This window comes from Pseudomonas gozinkensis (assembly GCF_014863585.1).
Lineage (GTDB): Bacteria > Pseudomonadota > Gammaproteobacteria > Pseudomonadales > Pseudomonadaceae > Aquipseudomonas > Aquipseudomonas gozinkensis.
The window spans coordinates 4,338,139-4,361,138 of record NZ_CP062253.1 but is presented as its reverse complement, the minus strand read 5'-3'; the positions used below and the strand labels follow the sequence as shown (position 1 = coordinate 4,361,138).

Here is a 23,000-nt window from a genome sequence, read left to right as displayed (position 1 = left end):
TGAAATCCAGAAATCAGAAGCGCCCGACAGTGTCGTTCACCGTACCGCTGGTGAATGCATTGTTCGCGCCGGCCTGCCAATACACCGCTGTCGGCGCCTGGCCCCGCACGATGCACTTCCACTCAAGCTTTTGCTGACCTGGCACCTCGACGGTTGTGCTCCAGCGGTTGTTGTTCAACGTCAGCGCTATCGCATGTTGTGGGTCCCAGGCGCCGAACTCAAGCGATGAACCCGCCGCATAAACGCGTTCACCGGGTTGCGGATTGGCGTTGTCGCAATGCACCTTGACTGCAACTGTCGCCGGTTCGACAGGGCCGCTCCAGATCCGGATGTCGCCGTTATCCCAGCTCAAGGTCGGCGCACCCAGCCCCTGTGGCAGTTGCTGCAGATCGGATTTCAAAGCTATTACCAGCGTCCCGCGCACGCCCGACGTGGTGGCGACCAATCCCGAATACGCGGTATTGAAGCGGACCGGCGAATCCGCGCGGACTCCGGCGCTTTTGCGCAGCTTGATCAATTGCCGGATCAGTTGATCGCGCTGCCAGTCGTAGATGTGCGGCCAGTACACGGTCGGTGTGCCGGGACTGCTGAGGATGTAGGCGTAAGCCAGATTGACCAGTGGATCGGGCAACGCCCAGTGATGTTGGCCACCGTAGGCGCCGGGTGAATAACCGGTGTCGTGATTGTCGACGAAGGTCACCGCGATTGCGCGCCAGGCAGGATCCGGATTGCCATTCAGACCGTGACGCCACTCGGCGAGCGAGCCGTTCTGCATACGCTCCTTGAGAGCAAAATCAAACACCGTGCAATGCGAGCGATCCGACCAGTCCTTGAGCACATCCTGCCAGCTCGCATTGTGTCGCCAGTCGCCCGGCGGGTACTCGCCGGGGCTTTTCCAGTTTTCGCCGACGCAGAATTGCTGGTTGCCGAAGGCGTTCATCCAACGATCCACGGTTTCCGGCGCATAACCACGGACAAAGTCAAAGCGCAGGCCTTGAGCACCGTAGTTGTCACGCAGATTGATGAATTCGTTTTTGAAGGTCTCGAAGACTTTTGGATTCGCAGTATTCAGATCCGCCCTTCCATCCAAAAACGCGTCGTCTTCGTCACATTGCGCGCAGTCATGTCGCCACTCATTGCTTGCGCGCGGGAACATGGAAAAGACTGCTTTGTCGTTCATGTGATTGGGCACTACGTCGTAGACGACTTTTACGCCGGCATTCTTCAATGCTGACGCCGCGGCCTTGAGTTGCTGATCGCTGCCGTAGCGGCTGTTCTTGTCGAAACTGTCCCAAAAGTAGCCTTCGCCACCACCGGAGGTCTGAGCCCGGCTGTCGGTCCAGCTTGAGTTGTCCGTCCAGGGAGGCGGTAACCAGACAAGGGTGAATCCGTCGTTGCCAATGGTCGCCGCCTGTTGCGCAAGCACCGAATACCAGGGCGTTGGATTGCGGCTGGAGTTCCAGTGGAAGCCCTGCAGCAGAATCTCTTCACCGCTGCCGTTGCGAACGGCGGCGCTTGCAACGGCAGTTGCGGCGATGGCGAGGGCAAGCGCGAAAATCAGCTGAAGTGGTGAAGTCCCTTTCATGATCGTCCCCCCGGGAACGATGGATCCCTTGGGGCTTACTGTGAGCCGGCTCGCAGCGCTTGTCGCCTGTCAGATCTGACAGGTCGGCTCTATCGTTTTGCGATAAAGCCGCCCCGATCCATAACCATGAAACCGTTCATTGGCCCTTGAACAGTTTCACGGCGATAACAGTGTCATCGACCACCTCTACATAGAGCAGGGCTTTGGGCTGCGTCTCCGGGTTTTGATAGCACTCGACGATCACGGCCTGCGCCGAGCAGGCTTGCAGCGCCAAACGGTCCGCCTGGCGCAATTGGCGTTTCACTGCGGCACTCAGCGGAGTCGGTGAACGGCCAGCACGAACATCTGCGCAAAATCCTGACGTGACTTCTCTCGGGGTGGGCGGTGGCGGTGATGCAAGACCCGCATCTGCAAACAGATGATTGAGTTGCTCCGCCGCACTGACTGCGCGGGGGAAACCGGCGAAGGCCGAGGCCTGCAGGAGCACTTCAGTCAGTTCACCCGGTGCGAGGCCCGATGCCAGGCCAGTTATGCCGTGCACGCTCAGCGGAGGTCCGACCATGCCCGAGGCGATAATTGCGGCAAAGGACACCGCTTCGCGTAATCGCGGATCAAGGCCGGGGCGCGATTCCAGATGTCCGTACACCACGCCGACAGCCATTTCGCGCAGTGCCGGGACGGTATGAAACAAGGCATCGAGCCGGGGCCCGCCATCGGGTACGAGTTCGATAAACGTTTGGCGGCCTTCCTGGTAAAGCGTGGCCATCGGATTGGAAGTATTTTTTTGATTCATGTCGCGTCCTCACGGATCAATGAGGATGGCAGCGGAGCAACTACGCGCGAACTACGGCATGACAGGGCGTCCATCGACAGAAGTCGGCGCCGTTGCGGCGCCGACTTCTACACCTTAGACGAACTCCACCACCGGCATTTGCCGCTTCATCAGCACTTTGCCGCCGCGAATCGAATACAGCGGCAGGCCCTGGCTGCGGATCACTTCGTAGTCGCTGTCTGCCGACAGGATCAGCAGGTTGGCCGGGCGACCCTGTTCCAGGCCATAGCGCTCACCAAGGTGCATGGCTTTGGCGCTGTTGTCGGTGACCAGATCCAGCGCGCTTTGCAGGTTGCGGTAGCCAAGCATGTGGCAGATGTGCAGGCCGGCTTCGAGCACCCGCAGGATGTTGCCGTTGCCCAGCGGATACCACGGATCGACGATCGAGTCCTGACCGAAGCAGACGTTCATGCCCGCTTCGAGCAACTCGTTCACGCGGGTCACGCCACGGCGTTTCGGGAAGTTGTCGAAGCGCCCTTGCAGGTGAATGCTTTCGGTCGGGCAGGAGACAAAACTGATCCCCGAATGCCCGAGCAGGCGGAACAGTTTGGCGCAGTAGGCGTTGTCGTAGGAGCCCATCGCGGTGGTGTGGCTGGCGGTCACGAGGGCGCCCATGTCGCGGCTGCGGGCCTCTTCGGCCAGCACTTCGAGGAAGCGTGAATGCGGGTCGTCGGTTTCGTCGCAGTGCACGTCCACCAGGCAGCCGGTGCGTTCGGCCAGGTCCATCAGGAACTTCACCGAACTGACGCCCTGGTCGCGGGTGTATTCGAAATGCGGAATCCCGCCGACCACGTCTGCGCCCATGCGGATCGCTTCTTCCATCAGCTCGCGACCGTTGCGGAACGACTCGATGCCTTCCTGGGGGAAGGCGACGATTTGCAGGTCGATCAGGTGTCGGCTTTCCTCGCGCACTTCAAGCATCGCCTTGAGCGCGGTGAGTTGCGGGTCGGTGACGTCGACGTGGGTGCGCACGTGCTGGATGCCGTGGGCGGCCAGAGTCTGAATGGTTTTCCTGGCCCGGGTTTTGGTGTCTTCCTGGGTGATGGTGACCTTGCGCTCGCCCCAGCACTCGATGCCTTCGAACAGCGTGCCGCTCATGTTCCAGCGCGGCTCGCCGGCGGTCAGGGTGGCGTCGAGGTGAATGTGCGGCTCGACGAAGGGCGGCACCACCAGATTGCCGCTGGCGTCGAGGTCGTCGGGGGCCAGGGTCGGCGCTTCGGTCTGGCGCGCGATGCTGCGGATCAGGCCGTCTTCGAGGTGCAATTCGTGCAGACCTTCCTGGTTGCGCAGTCGGGCGTTGATGATGTGCATCGGGCGAATCCTTTTATAGATCTTGTAGAGGGGCGGCCGCGTTGCGGGCGCCGAGCAGGCCGGTCACTGCGATATACGTTAACGCGGCAACGGCGATCCCGACCAGCGGCGCGACCCACGGCGAGCCGAACGCCGCGACCGTCCCGGCGGCGTAGGCCGCGAGCCCCGGCCAGTTGAACGCCGGTAACCGTGCGTCGGCCAGACGCGGATAGCGCCCGCGCCAGCGGAAGAAAAAGTCCGCCATGATCACCCCGCCAATCGGCGGGATCACCGTGCCGAGCAGGATCAGATAAGGCACCAGCATGTCGTACATGCCCAGCAGCGCGAGCGCCGTGCCGATCACGGCACCGGCCAGGGTCACGGTCTTGCGGCGCCCGGTGCGCAGCAGGTTGCAGCCGGCGACGGCGAAGTTGTAGATGGTGTTGTCCTGGGTGCTCCAGATGTTCAGCAACAGCATCGCCATCGCCGCCATGGCGAAGCCCTGCAACAGCAGCACTTCGACCACGTCGGGCTGTTGATAGACGATTGCGCCATAGGCGCCGATCAGCACCATCAGGCCGTTGCCTATGAAAAAACCGATCAGGCTGGCCAGCACCGCGACCCGTGCCGAACGGGAAAAACGCGTCCAGTTGGTGGCCTGGGTCGCGCCGCTGACAAACGTGCCGAACACCAGCGTGATAGCGGTCGACCAGTCCAGCGAACCGCTGGGTACGACGCTGAGCAATCCGTCGAGGCCGCCGACTTTCACGGTCGCGACCCACATCGACAGCATCAACAGCAACATCATCGCTGGCACCGCGATGTACGACAGAATCTCCAGGCCGCGATAACCGACATACGCCGTGGCGCAGAACACCAGGCCGAACAGCACCATCAGCCCCAGCACCGTGGCTTCGTTCAAGTCGAAATACTTGCCGAGCACCACCGCCGCCGTCGCGGTGCCCCAGGCGTACCAGCCGATCTGGGTGAACCCGAGGATCAGGTCGCTGAGCTTGCTGCCGACTTCGCCAAAACAGAAACGCCCCATGAGCACCGAATTCAGCCCGCTCTTGAAGGCGATGTAGCCCAGGCCTGCGGCGTACACGCCGAGCAGCAGGTTGCCGATGACGATGACGGCGAGCATTTCGCCGAAGTTGAACGCCACGCCGAGCTTGCCGCCGGCGAACATCGTCGCGGTGAAGAAGGTGAAGCCCAGCAGCACCATCGCCGTGGAGGCCAGGCCCTTGCGCGCGTGCATCGGCACTTCACTGAGGGGGTAATCGTTGCCGGGATCGTTTTGCGTCATGGGGCGTTCCTTGCTGGAAAGGGGAGGACGCGAAGAGGTTGCAGCGGTCGTGCCAGCCACGGATTGACGGGGTTATGTATAGACGAGGTTACGGATTTGGCGCGAAAGCGGTGCGTCTGTATCCACCAAAGCACAATGTAGGAGCCAGCCTGCTGGCGAGGGCGGTGTGTCAAACAACGCAAATGTTGAATGTGCCGGCCCTGTCGCCAGCAGGCTGGCCACGGGTTGTGTTTCGGATCAGAGGAATCGCAGCAGCGCAGCAACGACGGCCTCAGGCGCATCCTCCTGCACCAGATGCCCGGCATTCGGAATCGGATGAAACTGCGATCCGGGAATCATCTTGTGCAACTCGCGTCCGCGTTCAATGGGGATCCACTGATCGTCTTCACCCCAGAGAATCTGCACCGGGCAGCGGATCGTCGGGTACAGCGGCTGCACCTCCAGCGTATAGCGCTGGTCCATCTGCGCGATCTGCCGGTAGAACGCCGCTTGCCCCGGTTCGCCCAGCCACGGCTGCACATAGGGCGCCAGTTCATCATCGGGAATATCCCGGTGAATCGCCCCGCGAATGTAGGTCGGCACGATGGCGCGCTGGATGTAATCCGGCAGGCCGCTGAACGCCGCTTCATGCTCGCGCACGTGCTGCACGAAGGGCGAACCCCAGGGCATCAGCGCCACCGGGTCGATCAGCGTCAGGCTGCGGTAATCCTTGCCGTTGAGCAGATGAGCGCGCAGCACGGTGGCACCGCCGAAGTCGTGGGCGACCACGTCCGGGCGTTGCAGATTCCAGTGATCCAGCAGTTGCGCGAGCAATTCGTTCTGCACGCCGAGGGAGACATCGGCGTCCGGTTGCTCGGACCGCCCGTAGCCCAGCAGGTCGAAGTAATGCACTCGGTGTGTGGCGAAAAAGTGCGGCGCGATGCGGTGCCACACGCAGGAAGAGAAAGGCGTGCCGTGCACGAACACCAGAGGCGGGCCGTCGCCGCGCACCCCGTGGCGAATCTGTCGTCCGTTGAAATCAAAGACCTGATCCAGCAGCCAGTCCGTCATGGGCCTGTCCTCTTGGCGGGTTCGAGCCAAAAAGCATAGGCGTAAAAAAACAGCCTCGGGGGCTGTTTATTCAAACACTGAGGCGCCTTCTATCCCGGTGGGAGCGAGCTTGCTCGCGAAGGCGCCGTGTCAGGCAACATTTGCTTCACTGGCAAACCGCTTTCGCGAGCAAGCTCGCTCCCACAGGGTTTTTCAGCGAATTCTGGACGGGTTATTCGCCGCGATAGATGCAACCGCTGGTGCAAGTCTCGTGGATGCGGATCGCACTGAGTTCCGGCAGCAGGGGCTTCAATTCATTCCAGATGAATTTGGCCAGCACTTCGCTGGTCGGGTTCTCGAGGCCCGGAATGTCGTTGAGGTAGTTGTGGTCCAGACGCTCGTACAGCGGCTTGAAAATCGCCTTGATCTCGGAGAAATCACGGATCCAGCCGGTGTGCGGGTCGAGGTCGCCGCTCAGGTGAATCGCCACTTTGAACGAGTGACCGTGCAGGCGTCCGCACTTGTGGCCGTCCGGTACGTGGGGCAGGCGGTGGGCGGATTCGAACGTAAATTCCTTGAAGATTTCCACAGTGATTTCAGCTCTGTTCAGATGGCGTTCGCCGCAGCGAATTCGGGCAGGCGGCGAGTTTATCAGCTTGTTCCCGGCTGTGCTGACTAAAGGGTCAGCAAGCGCTCGGCGAGGCGACCATTGGCAGTCAGTTCAAGGAACTCATCACCCAATCGGCGACTCTCGTCCATCGCCGCGCGCCAGTATTTCTGCCGACTCGGCGCATCGCCCATGAAGCGTTTGAAGTCGTTACGGTCAGGGAGTTTGCCGTAGGGCAGGCGCGCCAGGTATTCCTTTGATGGCGCCAGCAACAGCACGTCCTGCAGGCGTTCCACTGAGGCTTTGCGCCACGGCAGGGTCTTGTCGAACCAGCCGGGAATCACTCGGTCGGTGAAGTGCGGATAGAGCACGATGCCGTCGCCGTTGTAGGGCAGGTCGAGGTGGTAGTCCAGCAAACCGCCATCGCGGTATGTGCCGGCACCGGCGCCCGGCAGGTCGCGCACGCCTTCCATGACCATCGGGATCGAACCGGACGCCAGCAGCGCCTGACGCAGGTTGCCAGCATCGAGGGCGACGAAGCGCGACGGGAAATCATTCAGCGCATGCACCGGCGGCGCCAGGCGCGGGTCGTGGATGATCAGCCGTTCGAAGTGCCGCGACAACCGCGCCCGGCCCCGCAGGTTGTCGGCGATCACCGAGCCCAACGCCAGCCCGAGCCGGCCGCGATGGTCGTCCGCCAGCCCGCCGTGGCTTTTGACCACCATGATGTTCAAGCGGTAATGGGCGTTGTTGAGGAGCAAGGCATCGCGCCCGTCGAGCAGGTCATCGAGCATGCGCTGCGAGCTGCGACTGACGTCGCCGATGGTCACGCCTTTGTTGAAGTTCTGCTCGGTGTACAGATGACCGAGGCGGCGGATGCCTTCGGCAGCGTCCGGCAGGCAGGCGCTGGCGAAGCGCCAGGAACCCACCGACGCACCGATCAGCGAACGCTCACGCGGCGCCGCCGGCAGCCACTCGCCGAACAGCGCCAGATCCAGTCCCTGAATACCCAGCGCCTTCGGTCCGCCAGCCGCGCCGGGCAGGGTGCCGACGTCGGCGGCGTTCAGGCCCTGGGCACGAATGCGCGCCATGGCCCGTGGGCCGGCCTTGAGGGTGAGGGCAGGGAACTTGATGTGAATGGCGGTCATACCGGTCTCGATCGTTAGCAAGCTGGCAATTATAGGCGAACCACAGAACCCGTGGGAGCGGGCTTGCCCGCGATGACGGCGGGACAGCTTGCATCTCTGTAGTTGAAAGGACGCCATCGCGGACAAGCCCGCTCCCACAGGGTTTTGCATGATTCAACAGATCCGGTGCTGAGCTGGGGCAATGATGGCCATTCAGTTTCAGTTAAGTTCGCACCGTTAAGGTGCCGCCCATAGCGACACATAAAAATACGGAGACACCATGCAAACCCTGACTGCCCTGACCCTTGCCTCGATCATCGGCCTCACCGCCAGCACCGTTCACGCCCGCGATCTCGGCCCGGATGAAGCCCTGCGCCTGCGTGACGCTGGTACTATCGTCTCCTTCGAGAAGCTCAACGCCACCGCGTTGGCCAAACACCCGGGTTCGACCATCACCGACACCGAGCTGGAAGAGCAGTACGGCAAGTACATCTACCAGATCGAACTGCGTGATCCGCAGGGGTTGGAATGGGATCTGGAACTGGACGCGGTGAGCGGGCAAGTGCTCAAGGATCATCAGGATACGTAATGAAGGTTAATGTTCGCGCCACCCGCCGTACGGCGTTGGCGCTGGTGATGTTTTGCTCGACGGCCATGGCCCGCGACCTGGGTCCCGACGAAGCCCTCAATCTGCGCAAGCAGGGCGTGATCCTGCCGCTGGAGCAGGTATTGCAGCAGGCGATGGACCGTTATCCCGGTGCGAAACTGCTGGAAGTCGAGCTGGAAGAAAAACACGACGTCTACATTTATGAAGTCGAGTTGCTGACTGTCGAAGGTGTGGCCCGTGAGCTGCATCTGAAGGCCGATACCGGCGAACTCGTGAAAGACAAGGAAGATTGACCGATGCGCTTGCTTCTGGTGGAAGACCACGTACCGCTGGCCGATGAATTGCTCGCCGGCCTGCAACGTCAGGGCTACGCGGTGGACTGGCTGGCGGACGGGCGCGATGCGGTTTATCAGGGCAGCAGCGAGCCCTATGACCTGATCGTCCTCGACCTTGGCCTGCCCGGCGTGCCGGGGCTTGAGGTGCTGGCGCAGTGGCGTGCCGGCGGTCTGACGATTCCGGTGCTGATCCTCACTGCCCGCGATTCCTGGGCCGAGCGCATCGAAGGCCTGAAGGCCGGTGCCGACGATTATCTGACCAAACCCTTCCACCCGGAAGAATTGTATTTGCGCATCCAGTCGCTGCTGCGCCGCTCCAAGGGCCAGGCCAACCAGCCGACGCTCAAGGCCGCCGGGCTGCATCTGGACGAGGGCCGGCAGTGTGTCGTGCGCGATGGCGCCGACATTCAGCTGACCGCTGCCGAATTTCGCCTGCTGCGCTACTTCATGCTGCACCCGGAACAGATCCTCTCCAAAAGCCACCTCGCCGAACACCTCTACGACGGTGAGACCGAGCGTGATTCCAACGTGCTTGAAGTCCACGTCAATCACCTGCGGCGCAAGCTCGGCAAGAGCGTGATCGAAACCCGTCGCGGTCAGGGTTATCTGTTTGGCGGACAGGCTTCGTGAGATCGATCCAGCGCCGCTTGAGCCTGGGGTTGATCAGCGTGCTGGTGGTCGTTGGCGTGCTGCTGGCGCAAACCAGTCTGTGGCTGTTCGAAGTGGGATTGCAGCGCTATCTCGAAGCCGGGCTGCGTAACGACAGCGAGAGTCTGCTGGTGGCGCTGGTTCGCGGGCCGCAAGGCTTGCAGCTGGATGAGCGGCACTTGTCGCCGGCCTACCAGCGACCGTTTTCCGGGCATTATTTCCGCATCGATTTCGCCGACAGCCATTGGCGCTCCCGCTCGTTGTGGGATCAGGATTTGCCGTTACTCGAGCGATCCGGCCTGCACAGCAACCTGCAACTGGGGCCGGACGGCCAGCAACTGCTGGTGCTGCGTTCGGACTATCGACGGCTCGGCCAGTCGATTTCCATCAGCGTGGCCCAGGATTACACGCCGGTGCGCGAGAGCTTCCAGCGCATGCGCCAGATCGGTCTCGGCCTCGGACTGGCCGGGTTGCTGCTGATTCTGTTGCTGCAACGCCTGACCGTGCGCCGCGCCTTGCGGCCGCTTGAGAAGGCCCGCGAGCAGATTGCCCAGTTGCAGCAGGGGCAGCGTTCGCAACTCGATGAACAGGTGCCGGCGGAGCTGGAGCCGCTGGTGGCGCAGATCAACCATTTGCTGGCACATACCGAAGACAGCCTCAAGCGCTCGCGCAATGCCTTGGGCAACCTCGGGCATGCGCTGAAAACTCCGTTGGCGGTGCTGCTCAGTCTGGCGTCGAGTGAAAGGCTCGACGCGTACCCGGAGCTGCGCAAGATCCTCAAGGAACAACTGGAACAGGTTCAGCAACGGCTGAACCGCGAGCTCAACCGTGCGCGCCTTTCCGGCGATGCGTTGCCGGGGGCGCTGTTCGATTGCGACGCCGAGCTGCCGGGGTTGCTGTCGACGTTGAACATGATTCATGGCGAGCATCTGGAACTGAGTTACGTGGCACCGCCCGGCCTGCAACTCCCATGGGATCGTGAAGACTTGCTGGAACTGCTCGGCAACCTGCTAGACAACGCCTGTAAATGGGCGGATGCCGAGGTGCGTTTGAGCGTGGTCGAGACGGCGGAAGGTTTTGTGCTGAGCGTGGAAGACGACGGGCCGGGGATTCCCGAAGCGCAACGAGCTCAGGTGTTCAGCCGGGGGGCGCGGTTGGATGAGCAGACCCACGGGCATGGGTTGGGGCTGGGGATTGTGCGGGATATCGTCGAGACGTGGGGCGGGGTGCTGGTGCTGGGCGAAAGCGAGTGGGGTGGGTTGAAGGTGGAGATTCAGTTGCCTCGGCGCTAATCCTCAGCACAATGAAAATCCGTCCTGTGGGAGCGAGCCTGCTCGCGATAGCGGTCTTCCATCCACAATAAGGGTGAATGTGACGCCGTCATCGCCAGCAGGCTGGTTCCCACACAGGTTTTGCGATGTTTTTTATACGCGGAACTGATCCATCAGACTCTGCTGCTGATTCGCCAGGCTATTGAGCGACTGACTCACCCGCGCCGATTCATTCGCCTGCCCCGACAGCGATTCCGTCACATCACGAATGGTCGCCACGTTGTTGTTGATCTCTTCGGCCACCGCGCTCTGCTCTTCGGCAGCGCTGGCAATCTGCAGGTTCATGTCGCTGATCACTGTCACCGCATCGCCGATCTGGCGCAGCGCCGTCACGGCCTGACCCACCTGTTCAACACTGCCCTGAGCCTGGCGATGGCTGTTGCCCATCGAACCGACCACGTCCTGGGTGCCGTTCTGCAGTTGCTCGATCACCTGGCGGGTTTCTTCCACCGATTCCTGGGTGCGGCGGGCGAGGTTGCGCACTTCGTCGGCGACCACCGCAAAACCGCGCCCGGCTTCACCGGCGCGGGCGGCTTCGATGGCGGCGTTCAGGGCCAGCAGATTGGTCTGCTCGGCGATGGCGCGGATGGTTTCCAGCACGGTGCCGATCTTCTCGCTGTTGGCGGCCAGGCCTTCGACCTGCACCATCGCTGCGCTCATGTCGGCGGCGAGGGTGTCGATGCTGGCGGTGGTGCGGTCGATCACAGTCAGGCCCTGACGGGTGGCGCGGTCGGCATCCTTGGCGGCTTCAGCAGCTTGCGCCGCACTGCGGGCCACGTCCTGGGCGGTGGCGCTCATTTCGTGGGACGCGGTGGCCACCTGATCGACCTGACGGTATTGCTGCTCCATGCCGGCGCTGGTCTGGGTGGCAATCGCGGAAGACTGGTCGGCGGTGTTGCGCGCATCCTGCACCGAGCGTTTCACCTCGGCGATGATCGGTTGCAGCTTGTCGAGGAAGCGGTTGAACCAGCCGGCCAGTTGACCGAGCTCGTCCTTCTTGTCGTAGGCCAGGCGACGGGTCAGATCGCCTTCACCGCTGGCGATGTCTTCCAGCATGTGGGCCACGCCGAGGATCGGTTTGGTCACGCTGCGTGCCATCAGCCACACCAGCAACAGGCCGATCAACGCGGCGAGTCCGCCCAGGCTCAGTTCGATCAGGGTGCCCGAGGTGTTGCTGGCATCCAGTTGTTGCTTGAGCGCTTCGGCGCGGCTTACCAGCACTTTCTCCGGCACATCGAGCAGCACGCCCCACGACGGGCCGCCGGGAATCGGCTGGAACGGCGACAGCACTTTCAACTGGCCGTTGGAGTGCAGGCTGCTGACGCTGGTGCTGGCGGCCAGCATGCGCAGCAGTTCGGCGCCGCTGATGGTGTCCACGGCATCCAGGCGCTGGCTGAGTTTGTTGGCGTCCGGGCTGTAACCGGCGAGCAGACCGGCAGGGCTGATGATGCTCACGGCGGTCTGGCCGTCGTAGAGCTTTTTGCTCGCGCCCTGGCTGATTGCTTGCAGGCTGTTGAGGTTGATGTCGACCGACAGCGAGGCGATGACTTTGCCGTTGACCATCAGCGGGAACACGATGCTGGTCATCAGCACCTTTTGCCCGTCGATCACATAGAAGTAGGGTTCGATCACGCACGGCTTGAGCGTGGTGCGCGGGCAGGTGAACCAGGCGTTGGCGGCCTGGCCGCTGGGGCCGGTGCTGGTGTCGGCCATGTCGCTTTCCGGCAGGGCCATCGAGGTCACTTTGCCCGGGGTCGGCTGCGACCAGTACAGGGCGAAACGGCCTTTGTCGTTGCTGCCCAGTTCAGCCTGGCCGGCAAACAGTTCGTCCTTGCCGTCCAGCGCGTTGGCTTCGAACACCAGCGACAGGCCGAGCAGTTCCGGGTTGGCCTGCAGCGCCGATTTCACCTGACGGGTCATGTCCTCGCGCAGGTCGAAGGCATCGAGGAAGCGCTTTTCGGCCTGTTCACGCAGGAACAGCACCTGACGCGAGAAGCCGTGGCCATATTGATAGGCGTCCATGAACTGCTGGCGAATGCCCGCCGCCTGAACTTCACCCTGGGATTCGATGCGGGCCTGAGCCGATTCGGTGAGCATTTCCATGCTCGAAGCCTTCACCAGTTCGGAACTGTGCTCCATGCGATACAGCGAAAGACCCACCAACAGGGTCACGATACCGGCCAGGCAGAGGCCGGCGAGCAGGGTGATTTTCCATTGGATGGAAAGTTGTCTGAGCGACATGGAAACGTCCTTATTCGATAAATATCTGAGACTTTGCACTGTAACGGCCGCGTTTCGACTTTCTTTATGGCGTAAATGCAATATGGCGAATTGACGCATGTTGTGGCAGATATGCCTTGTAAAGTGGTTCGATCATGGAAAGTTACACAGTGGCGCGACGGGTCGCTTTGACACTGCGCCCGCTCTGCGGCACAGTGCGCGCCCTTCTAATAAGACCCTCTATGCAAATCCGCTGGCGACCCTCGTGGCTTGTCGCCCGGACTCATCCTGTCTGGCGGTGAATGGCTTTACCGTCGTGTTTTCGAGGTAGTGAAATGAATGCAGTGATTGCTGCGGTCGGCATCATGCTGATCCTCAGCCTGTCCCGGGTGCATGTGGTGATCGCGTTGATCGTCGGTGCGCTGGTCGGTGGCCTGACCGGTGGTCTGGGCATCGACGCCACGCTCAAGGCCTTCAACAGTGGCCTGGGTGGCGGGGCGACCGTGGCGTTGTCCTACGCGTTGCTCGGCGCTTTCGCCGTGGCGATTGCCAAGTCCGGTCTGGCCCATGCGTTGGCCGACAAGGCTCTGGCGATGGTCGACCGCCAGCATGCGACCGGTGGCGGCAGCGTCAAATGGCTGCTGATCGGCCTGCTGTGGGTGGTGGCGATCGCTTCGCAGAACATCCTGCCGATTCACATTGCGTTCATTCCGTTGCTGGTGCCTCCGCTTCTCTATGTACTGACCAAGCTGCAACTGGACCGCCGGCTGATTGCCTGCGTAATGACCTTCGGCCTGATCACGCCGTACATGTTCTTGCCAGTGGGCTTCGGCAACATTTTCCTCAACGAGATCCTGCTGGCCAACGTCGCCCGCAGTGGCGTCGACATCAGCGGGATCAACGTCACCCATGCCATGGGGATTCCGGCGTTGGGCATGCTGGTGGGGCTGGGCATCGCCTTTATCAGTTATCGCAAGAAGCGCGTTTACGACCTGGGGAAAATCGAGCAGGTCGAGCAGGTGGCGGTGCAATACAACCCGCGAAGCCTGTTGATCGCCGGTGTCGCGATTGCGGCGGCCTTCATTATTCAGTTGCTGCTGGACTCGATGATTATCGGGGCGCTGGCCGGTTTCCTGATCTTTTCGGCATCGGGCATCGTTAAATGGCGCGAGACGGATGATCTGTTTACCGAAGGCATGAAGATGATGGCGATGATCGGTTTCATCATGATCGCCGCTTCCGGCTTCGCCGAAGTGATGAAGGCCACCGGCGAGGTGCAGACGCTGGTCGAGTCGTCGGCCTCGTGGATCAATCACAGCAAGGGCATCGGTGCCTTGCTGATGCTGCTGGTGGGGTTGCTGGTGACGATGGGCATCGGTTCTTCGTTTTCCACGGTGCCGATCCTGGCGGCGATTTTCGTGCCGCTGTGCGTGCAACTGGGTTTCAGCCCGATTGCCATCGTCTGCATCGTCGGCACGGCCGGTGCCTTGGGTGATGCCGGTTCGCCCGCGTCGGACTCGACCCTCGGCCCGACCTCCGGCCTGAACATCGACGGCCAGCACCATCACATCTGGGACACCGTGGTCCCGACCTTCCTGCACTACAACCTGCCGCTGCTGGCGTTTGGCTGGGTGGCCGCGATGGTCCTGTAACACTGCCCCTGCGGGGGCTCACTCAACTTTTGTTCCGGTGTGCCGTTAAAGCCTTTATCCACGCCAATAAAACCAAAAGAGTGAGCCCCCATGCGCCTGAGTCTCAAGGCTAAAGTCCTGTCCCTTGCCGTCCTTCCGGTCTTGCTCTTTGCGCTGGTCATCAGCCTGACCACGCTGTTCATCCTTCAGGAACAGGCGCGCAAGGAAGTCGAACAGACCCGCGAACGCCTGCTCGGCGACGCCAAGGCCACTCTGGCCAGCTACGTCGCCGTGGCCATGACCACCATCAAACCGTTGTACGACGACGCCGCCCCCGGTGACGCCGATGCACGGGCGCAGGTCATCAAACTGCTGTCGAGCATCAAGTACGGCAAGGACGGCTACTTCTTCGGCTACGACTCCGAGACCGTACGCCTGTTCAAGGCCAACGACCCCGAAGGCGTGGGCAAAAGCTTCAAGGACAACCGCGACCCGAATGGCGTCTACGTCAATCGCGACCTGGTGAAAGTCGCGAAGGACGGCACCCATTACCTGCAATACAGCTCACCGTTGCCGGGCAATGCGCAAGTGCTGGTGCCGAAACTCGGTTACACCGAATACCTGGCGAAGTGGGACATGGCGGTCGGTACGTCGGTCAACCTCGACGGCATCGAAGCGCAAGTGGCGGTGGTCGAGGCCAAGGTGCAAGAGCGCATGCAGGGCGTGGTGCTGAGCATCGTCGGCGTGGCGGTGGTGGTGCTGCTGGTGATCGCGGCGGCGGGAATGCTGCTGGCCAATACGATCCTGCGACCGCTGACCCTGATGAAAGCCAACCTCGATGACATCGCGGCGGGTGAGGGCGATCTGACCCGGCGCCTGACCATCACCAGTCAGGACGAACTCGGCGAACTGGCCGGCTCGTTCAACCGTTTCGTCGACAAGATCCATGGCCTGGTGCGGCAGATCACCGAGATGACTTCGCAACTGACCGGGCTGGTGACCCAAGTGTCGGATCAGGCCCAGCGTTCCGATCAAGCCATGGAGCGTCAGCGTCACGAAACCGATCAGGTCGCCACGGCGATCAACGAAATGTCCGCCGCCGCCCAGGAAGTCGCCAAGAGCGCACAGAACGCCGCCGTCGCCGCGCAACAGACCGACGCAGAAGGCCAGAGCGCCAAACGCGTGGTGGCCGGCAGCATCAAGCAGATTCATGCGCTGGTGGACGACATCCGCAGCAGCGGCGTGTCCCTCGACAGTCTGCAGCAGGATGTGTCGTCGATTGTTGGCGTGCTTGGGGTGATCCGCTCGATTGCAGAACAGACCAACCTGCTGGCACTCAACGCCGCGATTGAAGCGGCGCGGGCCGGTGAGGCCGGGCGCGGGTTTGCGGTGGTGGCGGACGAGGTGCGGGCGCTGGCGTCGCGCACGCAGATCAGCACTCAGGAAATTCAGGGGATGATCGACCGCTTGCAGGCGGGGACGCAGTCGGCGGTTGAAGCGATGCGCCGTTCCAGCGAGGCGGGTGACGGTACATCGGCTCAGGCCAATCAGGCCGGTGCGTCGCTGGATGCCATGGCGGATCTGATTGCGACCATCAACTCGATGAACGCGCAGATTGCCAGTGCCGCTGAAGAGCAGACGGCGGTGGCGGAAGAGATCAACCGCAGCGTGCATCAGATTGCGGTGGCGGTGGATAACGTGGCGGATGAGACCCAGTTGGGGGCGCAGACTTCGCGGAGTCTGGCGGATCTGGGGCAGCGTCTGGGCAAACTGGTCGGCCAGTTCCGGATCTGAAGCTACCTTGGTCCAGACACAAAACCCTTTGGGAGCTGGCTTGCCAGCGATGCCGGCAAGTCAGTCAATATCAATGCCGGATTTGCCGGCCTCATCGCTGGCAAGCCAGCTTCCACAGGGGGGGTGGTGCTTGAGTATTTAGGGCCTGTCCCAGTAGGGCACCTCTCCAAAACACTCAACAAAAAAGTCGATGACCGTCCGCACCTTCACCGACAACCGCCGGCTCCCCGGCCACAGCACCGAAATCTGCTGCGGCTCCACACTGTTCGACACCTGATACTCCCCCAGCACCGGCACCAGCGTGCCCTCACGTACCGCCTCGCCGATCAGCCAAGACGGAAACATCACCAGCCCCAGCCCTTGCACAGCGGCCTGAGTCAATGTGTCCGCGTGATTGCCGGTGATCGGGCCTTTGACCGAATACGGCGTCCACTCGCCCTGATCCTGACGGAAGAACCAGCGCTGCTGGCCAGTCGCGCCCTTGTAGGCCAGGCACTGGTGGCGGGCGAGATCGTCGGGATGCTGTGGCGTGCCGAAGCGCTTGAGGTACGCCGGGCTGGCCGCGACCTGAAAGCGGTGTGGCGCGAGGATCCGCGCCTGCATGCTCGAGTCGTGCAGCGGGCCGATGCGAAACAGCAGGTCGGCGCCTTCCTGCAGCGGATCGATGTAGTGGTCGGTCTGCTGGATGTCCAGTTGCAGCTTCGGATAGCGCTCGCACAAACGGCCCAGCCATGGCGTCAGATGACGCTGACCGAACACCACCGGGGCGTTGATTCGTACCAGACCGGTGGGTTCGCTTTGCTGTTCCTGCAACGCCTGTTCCGCCTCCTCCAGTTGCACCAGCACCAGTCGCGCGTGGTGGCCGAGCATGCGCCCGGCTTCGGTCGGCGTGACCGCGCGGGTGTGGCGGTAGAGCAGTTGCTGGTTCAGCGCTTGCTCCATCAACTGGATCTGTCGGGAAATCGAGGAGGGCGCCACGCCCTCACGGCGGGCGACCTCGGAAAAACTGCCGTGGTCGAGCACCGCCACAAACAACTTTAGCGCCTTGAATCCCAGTTCGTTGAGCCCGTGCATCGTGTGTCCTGCTGTGCGAGTTGCGCAAAAGTGTTGTCAGGATGCTCCCATTTATCGCACAGCTGCACCAGCCGATAATCCGCGCCATCGTTTCCTTCAGAGGTTTTTCAGATGCAGTCGTTTGATGAAGTGAGTGCCGCGCCGGCCCCGGTCGCCCGGCCGGGTTTGCGTTTGTTGCTGTTGCCGCTGGTGATCCTGGCCGGCATGGGCTTGTCGGTGGAGGCCGGGTTGCTCGGGCCGCTGGGCGAGCAGGTCGGACATTTTTGGGCGACCTTGAGCATCTTCGGGGTCGGGTCGGCGATTCTGTTTTTGCTGTTGTTGTTTGCGGGACCGCAGAAGGGACCGGCGCTGACGGATCTGCCGCGCTGGCAGTTGATTGGCGGGTTTCTGGGGCCGATGTATGTGGTGGTGCTGACGCTGGCGACGCCGCATATCGGGATTGCGATGACCATGATCGCGATTCTGTCGGGGCAAGTGGGCAAGAGTGTGTTGATTGACCATTTCGGCTGGTTTGGGGCTACGCGCAAGAAGGTCAATGCTGAGCGTTGGCTGGCGTTGGGGTTGATTGTGGCGGCTTTGGTTTTGATTGCGCGGGGGTGAGTGATGAGTCTGGTTATTTTGTTGGCGGTGGTGGTGTTGGCCGGTGCGGTGTTGAGTGTGCAGGCGGCGATCAATGGGCGTCTTGGGGAAACCGTTGGTGTGTTGCGCAGTAGCCTCCTGACTTTCGTGGTTGGCGCGGTGAGTACGGGGCTGCTGATCCTGTTTTTCGAGCCAGCCCAGGCGGTCAGCCTGCTGGACGTGCCGAAATGGCAGCTCAGCGGTGCGCTCTTCGGCGTCGTTTACATGATGGTCATGGTTGGTGCAGTGCCACGTGTCGGGACGGCTGTGGCGACGGTGGCGGTGATTGTCGGGCAACTTGGGATGGGCATGTTGATCGACAATTTTGGCTGGCTGGGCAACCCCGCAATCGAATTGTCCGGGGCGCGGATTCTGGCGATGGTTTGTTTGGGGCTGGCGCTGGTATTCATGTATCGCAGCAGCGTGCGCCAGGCCGTTTGAACTTGGCGGCCTTCGGGCCGACCAGGTTATCGGGTTATTGAGTACATATCCGTTTCTGCGGGTGCGGCCGCTGGCGGTTTCGCTCTTACAGCGAGTCACTTTGGCAAACGCCCCAAAGTAACCAAAGGTCTTGGGCCCTGACGTACGGCCCTCGCTGTGGCTCGGGTTCCTTCGCTCCGGGATTGATCCGGGGGCATCGCCTACGGTTTGCTTCGCTGCACCTCCTCTCGATGCATGCGGCTGCGCCGCACGGTCGCTGCGCTCCCACCCCCGGATCAATCCCTCCACTCAGCCTGCCGACGGGCCTTGAGATCAAAAGCTTTACTCGAGCTAACGCTCATCGTGTTGAGTGGTGGGACTGAGTGGTTTGGTTGTTGGGTTGTTTTCACCTTCTACACTGGTAGCACGGCTTGTTCTTTCGGCCTCAGACAACCACCACCAGAGGAGTCTGTTCCATGGCAGATAGAAAATGCGATTGTCCGGGATGTCGTTGCACGATCAAGGAGGGTGAGCATTCTTATGTGGCGCACGGTAAACATTATTGCTGTGAGGCCTGTGCGCACCATCACAAGAGCGGTGAGGAGTGTTCTGGCAAGGGCTGCCAGTGCGCGCACCCCAAATAACGGGCTGCATGAAAAAAGTGGAGCCTAGTCGGGCTCCACTTCCAGTTTCAGGCTGTCGTCGTCCAGGCGTTCGGTGTGGCGGACGGTGCCTTGCAGGCGTCGGCCTTCGACTCGGACGTCGACGGTTGTGGCCTGTTCGAGGTCTTCCGGTTGCGGGGCCGGGACGCGCAGGGCGAAGCAGTAGGGATCGTTTTCGACGGGTTCCAGGCCAACCGGGCAATCGATGCCTCTGGTGACTCTGCCGGACGCGGTATCCAGGCTGTAATCCAGCCGCGCCGGGCTGCAGATGGTTGTCATGTGTGTTCCCCCGAAAATGTCCCCGCCTGCGCGCAAGCTTAGCTGGCCGGTCGCCATGTGACGTTTTCCACGCCGAATTTTTCTGCCATCGGCTTGCTGGTCTTTTGCACTTTCTCCCGGCCGAAGCGCGGGATGCGGCCGACCCCTGCGTCGCAGCTTGCCCAGTGCCACGCTTCGGTGTTGTCCATTTTGTCCGAGCGGATAATGAACGACTTCGGCGCGCCGTGAAGGGTGTAATCGATGACGTACAGTTTTGCGTTGTTCATAAAGCCCATCTTCCTCCCTGTGGTAATAGAGGGATCGCTGGGCACCGGGAAAATTCACTCGGATTGTCCGACGGTATCTATCAATGGCGAGGGAAGGGGCGCACTGGTTACCATGGTGCTCCCGCCAACCCCGATGAATGCTCGCCATGGCCCTCGCTGCACCCCCCGATCTGAGTGATACCGATGTGCCGGTGCAGCCGCTGGCGCGCACGTATCCGCGCGGGTTGTTCATCGAGCCGCATGAGCATGTCTGGGGGCAGCTGCTGTATGCGATGAGCGGCGTGATGTGGGTCGAGACCCCGCACGAGGCGCTGGTGGTGCCGCCGCAGCGGGCTGTGTGGTTGCCGCCGGGGGTGCCGCACGGGATTCGGGTGGTGTCGGATTTGCAGATGCGCAATATCTACCTGCGCCCGGCGCTGGCGGCGACGCTGGATGAGACGGTGCAGGTGATCGAGGTCGGTGGTCTGCTGCGCGAGTTGATTGTCGGGCTGGTGGCGCAGGGCGACAGCGGTGATACCGAGTATTACGAGGCGTTGGTCGGGCTGGCGCTGCTGGAGCTGAAACGCGCAAGGCGTTCGCAGTTGAAGATCCCGTTGCCGGACGATGCCGACCGGCGGTTGATGAGTCTGTGTCAGGCGGTGATGGCCGCGCCGTCGCTGGATATTCCTTTCGAGCAACATGCCGAAAATGCCGGGGCCAGCGTGCGCACTCTGGCGCGGTTGTTCAAGGAAGGGCTGGGCATGGGCTTCGCCGAATGGCGGCGTCAGGTGCAGTTGGCGACGGCGGTGGCGGAGTTGATCCAGGGCGTGCCGGTCAGCGCGATTGCCCGTGAGCTGGGTTATTCGCCGAGCAGTTTCAGCGACATGTTCCGTCGTGAGCTGGGTGTCGCGCCTTCGCAGTTCGATGGCGGGGCGCTTGCCGGCTGATTTGGCCGAAATTCAGAAGTCCTTGGCCGATGCCGGTCGCCGCCTTTCCCTAGACTTAGCCCATTCCTTTCGTGTGGCGGAGTGATCCCATGAATTACCTGATTTCACTGGGCGTCGGTCTGGGTGTCGGCCTGCTGTATGGCGCGCTGGATGTCCGTTCTCCGGCGCCGCCGACCATCGCGCTGGTGGGCCTGTTGGGCATGCTGGCGGGTGAGCAGTTGTGGCCGATGGGGCGGCAACTGGTCAGTGGCTGGTTGTCCTGAATCCTGTCTTTTTTCTTCGGTGGAGATTTCCATGAAAGCACTGCAATTCGATAAAACCGGCGACCTGTCGTCCCTGCGCTACGTCGAGGTGCCGACACCGATGCCGGGCGCTGACGAGGTGCTGGTGCAGATCAAGGCTGCCGGCCTCAATCCCAGCGACGTGAAGAACGTGCTCGGGCGCTTCCCGTACACCACGCTGCCGCGCATTCCCGGTCGGGACTTTGCCGGTGTCGTGGTCGAAGGGCCGCAGGCGTTGATCGGTCAGGAGGTCTGGGGCACCGGACGTGAGCTGGGCTTTTTCGCCGACGGCTCCCATGCGCAGTTCGTCAAACTGCCGGCCAATGGCGTGGCGCACAAGCCTTCGCACCTGAGTTTCACTCAGGCCGCCAGTCTTGGCGTGCCTTACACCACGGCGTGGGATGCGCTGGAACGTAGTCTGGTCAGCGCTGAAACTCGTTTGTTGGTGATCGGCGGCGGGGCGGTGGCGACGGCAGCCTTGGCGCTGGCCAAGGTGCGCGGCTCGCAGTTGCTGGCGGCGGCGCGGCGGCCGGAGCAGGTCAGGGACTTGCAGGCGCAGGGTTATCAGACGATACAGCTGGATAAACCCGAGGAGCTGGGTGCGCAGGTCAACGCGGTGTATCGCGGTGGTGCCGACGTGATCTTCGACACCACCGGATTCTGGCTGCCGGCCTCGGTCGCGGCACTGGCGACCTTCGGGCGGATCGCGATCATCGCTGCGCCGGTCGATGGGCATGTGCAACTGCCGGCGCTGGCGCTGTATCGCAAGGGCGGTTCGGTGGTCGGCATCAACTCGTTGCTGTATGGCGTTGAAGCCTGTGCGGCGATGCTGGAGCAGTTTGGCCGGTTCTTCGACGAAGACCTGCTGCCACTGCCGCAGGGGCTGGTCGAAGCGCCGCTGGTCGAGGGGCTGGCGCGGTATGCCGATGTGAATCAGGGCAGTGGTGACAAGGTCATCCTGATTCCTTGATGCAAAACGACAAGGGATCGCAGCCTATGGCTGCGATCCCTTGCGCATTAGAACTGATACCCGACCCCCGCGTAATACCCCCAGCCATTTGAGCGCGCCCGGAAATTACCGTCGCCAAAATTCAGCTCGCTGCCGTCCTCCCAGTTGCCGCCGTTGTGGAAATAACGCCCGACCAGGGTGAAGCGCAGGTGGGTGAACGAGTACAGCAACACGTTGGTCGCCACCGTGGCATTGGCGGTGCGTGCCGGGTTGTCTTTGTGCAGGTCCGAGCCGAAATCGAAGTTGGTGAAGCCGATGTAGGTCAGTGACGCGCCGTTGCTGAATTTGTCGATCGGCACGATGTACTTGAGCTGCGCACGGTAGCCGTCCCACGAATATTCGTTGCTGGCACCGTAGTTTTCCCACTGGTAGCGCCCGTACAGGTTGGCCGACAGATTGACCCGCGAATGGGTGTCGATGTCGGTGCCGAAACCGCTGTACAGCGTGTTGGCGCGGTTCTCCTTGCGGCTGCCGTGATCGTAGATCCAGTCGAACGCCACGTACCATTCCTTGAACGGCCCGATGGCCAAGCTGCGGCCGGCAAGGTAGTCGATGGAGATGCGCGGTTCGTGCTCCATGAACACCGGCGAGCCGTGATCCCACACGCCTTTGTCGTGACTGTTGCCGATGTTGAAGATCTTCGGGATGTCGATGTAGCCGTACAGCTCGAACGGGCCCTTGCGCCCGAAGTACTCGTATTCCAGGTAGATGTCGTCGGCCGGTTGCGGGCCGAAGCTGATGTCCTTGCTGCCGATCAGCATCAGGTCCTGGTTGTACCAGTCCGACAGGTACGCGCCTTTTTTCGGCGGGCTGGCTTCGGGGCTGAGGGCTTCGCCCTGAGCGGATTCCTCGGGCAGGGCGGTTTGTGCCAGTGCGGTCTGACTGAGAACTCCGGTAACGCCGGCCAGTAGCAGGGAAACAGCAAAAGTGCGCACACCGCGACGGCGGTGGCAGGAAAAAACGTGCATTCAAAGTCCTTTTTGCGGATCGGCCCCGTAACGGCGGGGTAGGGCGATTGTGAAGTGAAAGTGTCGGGATTGACGCCTCGCAAACGTTTGCATAACTCATACCAGTTTTGCTGTGAATGCCTCATGGATCCTTATTCCTGAAGGCTCTATCACAA

At 61.9% G+C, this 23,000-nt stretch carries 24 protein-coding genes and 2 pseudogenes; 13 read left to right on the top strand and 13 right to left on the bottom strand.

What is annotated here, in order from left to right; translation table 11 throughout:
* Positions 1-13 precede the first annotated feature (13 nt).
* From IHQ43_RS19320 to IHQ43_RS19290, 7 genes are all read right to left on the bottom strand, one after another.
* Entirely contained in the window at positions 14-1,585 is a 1,572-nt protein-coding gene (locus IHQ43_RS19320) for a glucan 1,4-alpha-maltotetraohydrolase domain-containing protein (RefSeq protein ID WP_192561743.1), read from the bottom strand.
* 136 nt (positions 1,586-1,721) lie between these two features.
* Complete coding sequence (locus IHQ43_RS19315) at positions 1,722-2,378, bottom strand: carboxymuconolactone decarboxylase family protein (RefSeq protein WP_192561742.1); 657 nt, start codon at positions 2,376-2,378, stop codon at positions 1,722-1,724.
* A 114-nt stretch (positions 2,379-2,492) separates the two neighbouring features.
* On the bottom strand, positions 2,493-3,728 hold the full coding sequence (gene codA, locus IHQ43_RS19310) for a cytosine deaminase (protein ID WP_192561741.1): 1,236 nt from the start codon (positions 3,726-3,728) through the stop codon (positions 2,493-2,495).
* Between the two features lie 13 nt (positions 3,729-3,741).
* Positions 3,742-5,013: a cytosine permease gene (gene codB / locus IHQ43_RS19305; RefSeq protein ID WP_074689162.1), complete on the bottom strand. Its 1,272-nt coding sequence runs from the start codon at positions 5,011-5,013 to the stop codon at positions 3,742-3,744.
* 237 nt (positions 5,014-5,250) lie between these two features.
* Entirely contained in the window at positions 5,251-6,063 is an 813-nt protein-coding gene (locus IHQ43_RS19300; protein WP_192561740.1) for an alpha/beta fold hydrolase, read from the bottom strand.
* Positions 6,064-6,274: 211 nt separating this feature from the next.
* Positions 6,275-6,631 (bottom strand): 6-carboxytetrahydropterin synthase QueD, encoded by a 357-nt coding sequence (gene queD, locus IHQ43_RS19295; RefSeq protein ID WP_007955941.1) that lies wholly within the window; start codon positions 6,629-6,631, stop codon positions 6,275-6,277.
* A gap of 86 nt (positions 6,632-6,717) precedes the next feature.
* Positions 6,718-7,797, bottom strand: coding sequence for a patatin-like phospholipase family protein (locus tag IHQ43_RS19290; protein ID WP_192561739.1), 1,080 nt, complete (start codon positions 7,795-7,797; stop codon positions 6,718-6,720).
* A gap of 259 nt (positions 7,798-8,056) precedes the next feature.
* On the opposite strand from IHQ43_RS19290, the gene IHQ43_RS19285 reads away from it, so the two are divergent.
* From IHQ43_RS19285 to IHQ43_RS19270, 4 genes are read left to right on the top strand one after another with little or no spacing between them, the layout of a single operon-like run.
* The gene (locus IHQ43_RS19285) at positions 8,057-8,365 is read left to right on the top strand and encodes a PepSY domain-containing protein (RefSeq protein ID WP_192561738.1); all 309 of its coding nucleotides are present in this window, start codon (positions 8,057-8,059) and stop codon (positions 8,363-8,365) included.
* Positions 8,365-8,676, top strand: coding sequence for a PepSY domain-containing protein (locus IHQ43_RS19280; RefSeq protein WP_039770259.1), 312 nt, complete (start codon positions 8,365-8,367; stop codon positions 8,674-8,676). Before IHQ43_RS19285 ends, IHQ43_RS19280 begins: the two co-directional genes overlap by 1 nt.
* Positions 8,677-8,679: 3 nt before the next feature.
* Positions 8,680-9,348 (top strand): response regulator transcription factor, encoded by a 669-nt coding sequence (locus IHQ43_RS19275; protein ID WP_011335105.1) that lies wholly within the window; start codon positions 8,680-8,682, stop codon positions 9,346-9,348.
* Positions 9,345-10,658: a sensor histidine kinase gene (locus IHQ43_RS19270; protein ID WP_192561737.1), complete on the top strand. Its 1,314-nt coding sequence runs from the start codon at positions 9,345-9,347 to the stop codon at positions 10,656-10,658. Before IHQ43_RS19275 ends, IHQ43_RS19270 begins: the two co-directional genes overlap by 4 nt.
* 132 nt (positions 10,659-10,790) lie before the next feature.
* Here the strand turns inward: IHQ43_RS19270 and IHQ43_RS29830 are convergent, their stop codons facing one another.
* Both IHQ43_RS29830 and IHQ43_RS29825 read right to left on the bottom strand, forming a co-directional pair.
* The gene (locus tag IHQ43_RS29830; protein ID WP_371807414.1) at positions 10,791-11,546 is read right to left on the bottom strand and encodes a methyl-accepting chemotaxis protein; all 756 of its coding nucleotides are present in this window, start codon (positions 11,544-11,546) and stop codon (positions 10,791-10,793) included.
* A gap of 102 nt (positions 11,547-11,648) precedes the next feature.
* Positions 11,649-11,795 (bottom strand): annotated as a pseudogene (locus IHQ43_RS29825) (HAMP domain-containing protein); the annotation flags it as partial.
* Positions 11,796-13,252: 1,457 nt separating this feature from the next.
* On the opposite strand from IHQ43_RS29825, the gene IHQ43_RS19260 reads away from it, so the two are divergent.
* From IHQ43_RS19260 to IHQ43_RS29815, 3 genes and pseudogenes are all read left to right on the top strand, one after another.
* Positions 13,253-14,569 (top strand): Na+/H+ antiporter family protein, encoded by a 1,317-nt coding sequence (locus tag IHQ43_RS19260; protein ID WP_192561735.1) that lies wholly within the window; start codon positions 13,253-13,255, stop codon positions 14,567-14,569.
* 90 nt (positions 14,570-14,659) lie between these two features.
* Positions 14,660-15,436: pseudogene (locus IHQ43_RS29820) on the top strand (cache domain-containing protein); the annotation flags it as partial.
* An 84-nt stretch (positions 15,437-15,520) separates the two neighbouring features.
* The gene (locus IHQ43_RS29815) at positions 15,521-16,342 is read left to right on the top strand and encodes a methyl-accepting chemotaxis protein (RefSeq protein WP_425220308.1); all 822 of its coding nucleotides are present in this window, start codon (positions 15,521-15,523) and stop codon (positions 16,340-16,342) included.
* A gap of 138 nt (positions 16,343-16,480) precedes the next feature.
* On the opposite strand, the gene IHQ43_RS19250 is transcribed toward IHQ43_RS29815, so the two are convergent.
* Positions 16,481-17,416 carry a LysR family transcriptional regulator gene (locus IHQ43_RS19250; protein WP_192561733.1) on the bottom strand — a complete coding sequence of 312 codons (936 nt, stop codon included), beginning with the start codon at positions 17,414-17,416 and terminating at the stop codon, positions 16,481-16,483.
* Between the two features lie 111 nt (positions 17,417-17,527).
* Here IHQ43_RS19250 and IHQ43_RS19245 point away from each other — a divergent pair, with 111 nt between their 5' ends.
* The 3 genes from IHQ43_RS19245 to IHQ43_RS19235 all read left to right on the top strand — a co-directional run bounded on the left by IHQ43_RS19245 (position 17,528) and on the right by IHQ43_RS19235 (position 19,098).
* Complete coding sequence (locus IHQ43_RS19245) at positions 17,528-18,016, top strand: DMT family transporter (protein WP_192561732.1); 489 nt, start codon at positions 17,528-17,530, stop codon at positions 18,014-18,016.
* A 3-nt stretch (positions 18,017-18,019) separates the two neighbouring features.
* The gene (locus IHQ43_RS19240) at positions 18,020-18,475 is read left to right on the top strand and encodes a DMT family transporter (RefSeq protein ID WP_192561731.1); all 456 of its coding nucleotides are present in this window, start codon (positions 18,020-18,022) and stop codon (positions 18,473-18,475) included.
* A gap of 455 nt (positions 18,476-18,930) precedes the next feature.
* Entirely contained in the window at positions 18,931-19,098 is a 168-nt protein-coding gene (locus IHQ43_RS19235) for a metallothionein (RefSeq protein ID WP_074689145.1), read from the top strand.
* 24 nt (positions 19,099-19,122) lie between these two features.
* Here IHQ43_RS19235 and IHQ43_RS19230 read toward each other — a convergent pair whose 3' ends face one another.
* Positions 19,123-19,395: a hypothetical protein gene (locus tag IHQ43_RS19230; RefSeq protein WP_192561730.1), complete on the bottom strand. Its 273-nt coding sequence runs from the start codon at positions 19,393-19,395 to the stop codon at positions 19,123-19,125.
* A 38-nt stretch (positions 19,396-19,433) separates the two neighbouring features.
* Positions 19,434-19,661 (bottom strand): DUF6555 family protein, encoded by a 228-nt coding sequence (locus IHQ43_RS19225; RefSeq protein ID WP_011335095.1) that lies wholly within the window; start codon positions 19,659-19,661, stop codon positions 19,434-19,436.
* Positions 19,662-19,798: 137 nt separating this feature from the next.
* On the opposite strand from IHQ43_RS19225, the gene IHQ43_RS19220 reads away from it, so the two are divergent.
* The 3 genes from IHQ43_RS19220 to IHQ43_RS19210 all read left to right on the top strand — a co-directional run bounded on the left by IHQ43_RS19220 (position 19,799) and on the right by IHQ43_RS19210 (position 21,838).
* Positions 19,799-20,587 (top strand): AraC family transcriptional regulator, encoded by a 789-nt coding sequence (locus IHQ43_RS19220; protein WP_192561729.1) that lies wholly within the window; start codon positions 19,799-19,801, stop codon positions 20,585-20,587.
* A gap of 89 nt (positions 20,588-20,676) precedes the next feature.
* On the top strand, positions 20,677-20,850 hold the full coding sequence (locus tag IHQ43_RS19215) for a DUF1427 family protein (protein WP_007958996.1): 174 nt from the start codon (positions 20,677-20,679) through the stop codon (positions 20,848-20,850).
* Positions 20,851-20,881: 31 nt separating this feature from the next.
* A complete protein-coding gene (locus IHQ43_RS19210) occupies positions 20,882-21,838 on the top strand; it encodes a quinone oxidoreductase family protein (protein WP_192561728.1) in 957 nt (318 codons plus the stop codon).
* Between the two features lie 47 nt (positions 21,839-21,885).
* On the opposite strand, the gene IHQ43_RS19205 is transcribed toward IHQ43_RS19210, so the two are convergent.
* On the bottom strand, positions 21,886-22,845 hold the full coding sequence (locus IHQ43_RS19205; RefSeq protein ID WP_192561727.1) for a nucleoside-specific channel-forming protein Tsx: 960 nt from the start codon (positions 22,843-22,845) through the stop codon (positions 21,886-21,888).
* Positions 22,846-23,000 lie beyond the last annotated feature (155 nt).

Bases quoted from the DNA above. Each gene is read 5' to 3' on its own strand.
- IHQ43_RS19210 (WP_192561728.1), top strand. From the start codon at position 20,882: ATGAAAGCACTGCAATTCGATAAAACCGGCGACCTGTCGTCCCTGCGC.
- IHQ43_RS19290 (WP_192561739.1), bottom strand. From the start codon at position 7,797: ATGACCGCCATTCACATCAAGTTCCCTGCCCTCACCCTCAAGGCCGGC.
- IHQ43_RS19225 (WP_011335095.1), bottom strand. From the start codon at position 19,661: ATGAACAACGCAAAACTGTACGTCATCGATTACACCCTTCACGGCGCG.
- IHQ43_RS19235 (WP_074689145.1), top strand. From the start codon at position 18,931: ATGGCAGATAGAAAATGCGATTGTCCGGGATGTCGTTGCACGATCAAG.
- IHQ43_RS29815 (WP_425220308.1), top strand. From the start codon at position 15,521: ATGACTTCGCAACTGACCGGGCTGGTGACCCAAGTGTCGGATCAGGCC.
- IHQ43_RS19245 (WP_192561732.1), top strand. From the start codon at position 17,528: ATGCAGTCGTTTGATGAAGTGAGTGCCGCGCCGGCCCCGGTCGCCCGG.
- IHQ43_RS19220 (WP_192561729.1), top strand. From the start codon at position 19,799: ATGCTCGCCATGGCCCTCGCTGCACCCCCCGATCTGAGTGATACCGAT.
- IHQ43_RS29830 (WP_371807414.1), bottom strand. From the start codon at position 11,546: ATGGAGCAGCAATACCGTCAGGTCGATCAGGTGGCCACCGCGTCCCAC.
- IHQ43_RS19230 (WP_192561730.1), bottom strand. From the start codon at position 19,395: ATGACAACCATCTGCAGCCCGGCGCGGCTGGATTACAGCCTGGATACC.
- IHQ43_RS19300 (WP_192561740.1), bottom strand. From the start codon at position 6,063: ATGACGGACTGGCTGCTGGATCAGGTCTTTGATTTCAACGGACGACAG.
- IHQ43_RS19315 (WP_192561742.1), bottom strand. From the start codon at position 2,378: ATGAATCAAAAAAATACTTCCAATCCGATGGCCACGCTTTACCAGGAA.
- IHQ43_RS19205 (WP_192561727.1), bottom strand. From the start codon at position 22,845: ATGCACGTTTTTTCCTGCCACCGCCGTCGCGGTGTGCGCACTTTTGCT.
- IHQ43_RS19250 (WP_192561733.1), bottom strand. From the start codon at position 17,416: ATGCACGGGCTCAACGAACTGGGATTCAAGGCGCTAAAGTTGTTTGTG.
- IHQ43_RS19285 (WP_192561738.1), top strand. From the start codon at position 8,057: ATGCAAACCCTGACTGCCCTGACCCTTGCCTCGATCATCGGCCTCACC.
- IHQ43_RS19320 (WP_192561743.1), bottom strand. From the start codon at position 1,585: ATGAAAGGGACTTCACCACTTCAGCTGATTTTCGCGCTTGCCCTCGCC.
- IHQ43_RS19280 (WP_039770259.1), top strand. From the start codon at position 8,365: ATGAAGGTTAATGTTCGCGCCACCCGCCGTACGGCGTTGGCGCTGGTG.
- IHQ43_RS19215 (WP_007958996.1), top strand. From the start codon at position 20,677: ATGAATTACCTGATTTCACTGGGCGTCGGTCTGGGTGTCGGCCTGCTG.
- IHQ43_RS19275 (WP_011335105.1), top strand. From the start codon at position 8,680: ATGCGCTTGCTTCTGGTGGAAGACCACGTACCGCTGGCCGATGAATTG.
- codB (WP_074689162.1), bottom strand. From the start codon at position 5,013: ATGACGCAAAACGATCCCGGCAACGATTACCCCCTCAGTGAAGTGCCG.
- IHQ43_RS19260 (WP_192561735.1), top strand. From the start codon at position 13,253: ATGAATGCAGTGATTGCTGCGGTCGGCATCATGCTGATCCTCAGCCTG.
- IHQ43_RS19240 (WP_192561731.1), top strand. From the start codon at position 18,020: ATGAGTCTGGTTATTTTGTTGGCGGTGGTGGTGTTGGCCGGTGCGGTG.
- codA (WP_192561741.1), bottom strand. From the start codon at position 3,728: ATGCACATCATCAACGCCCGACTGCGCAACCAGGAAGGTCTGCACGAA.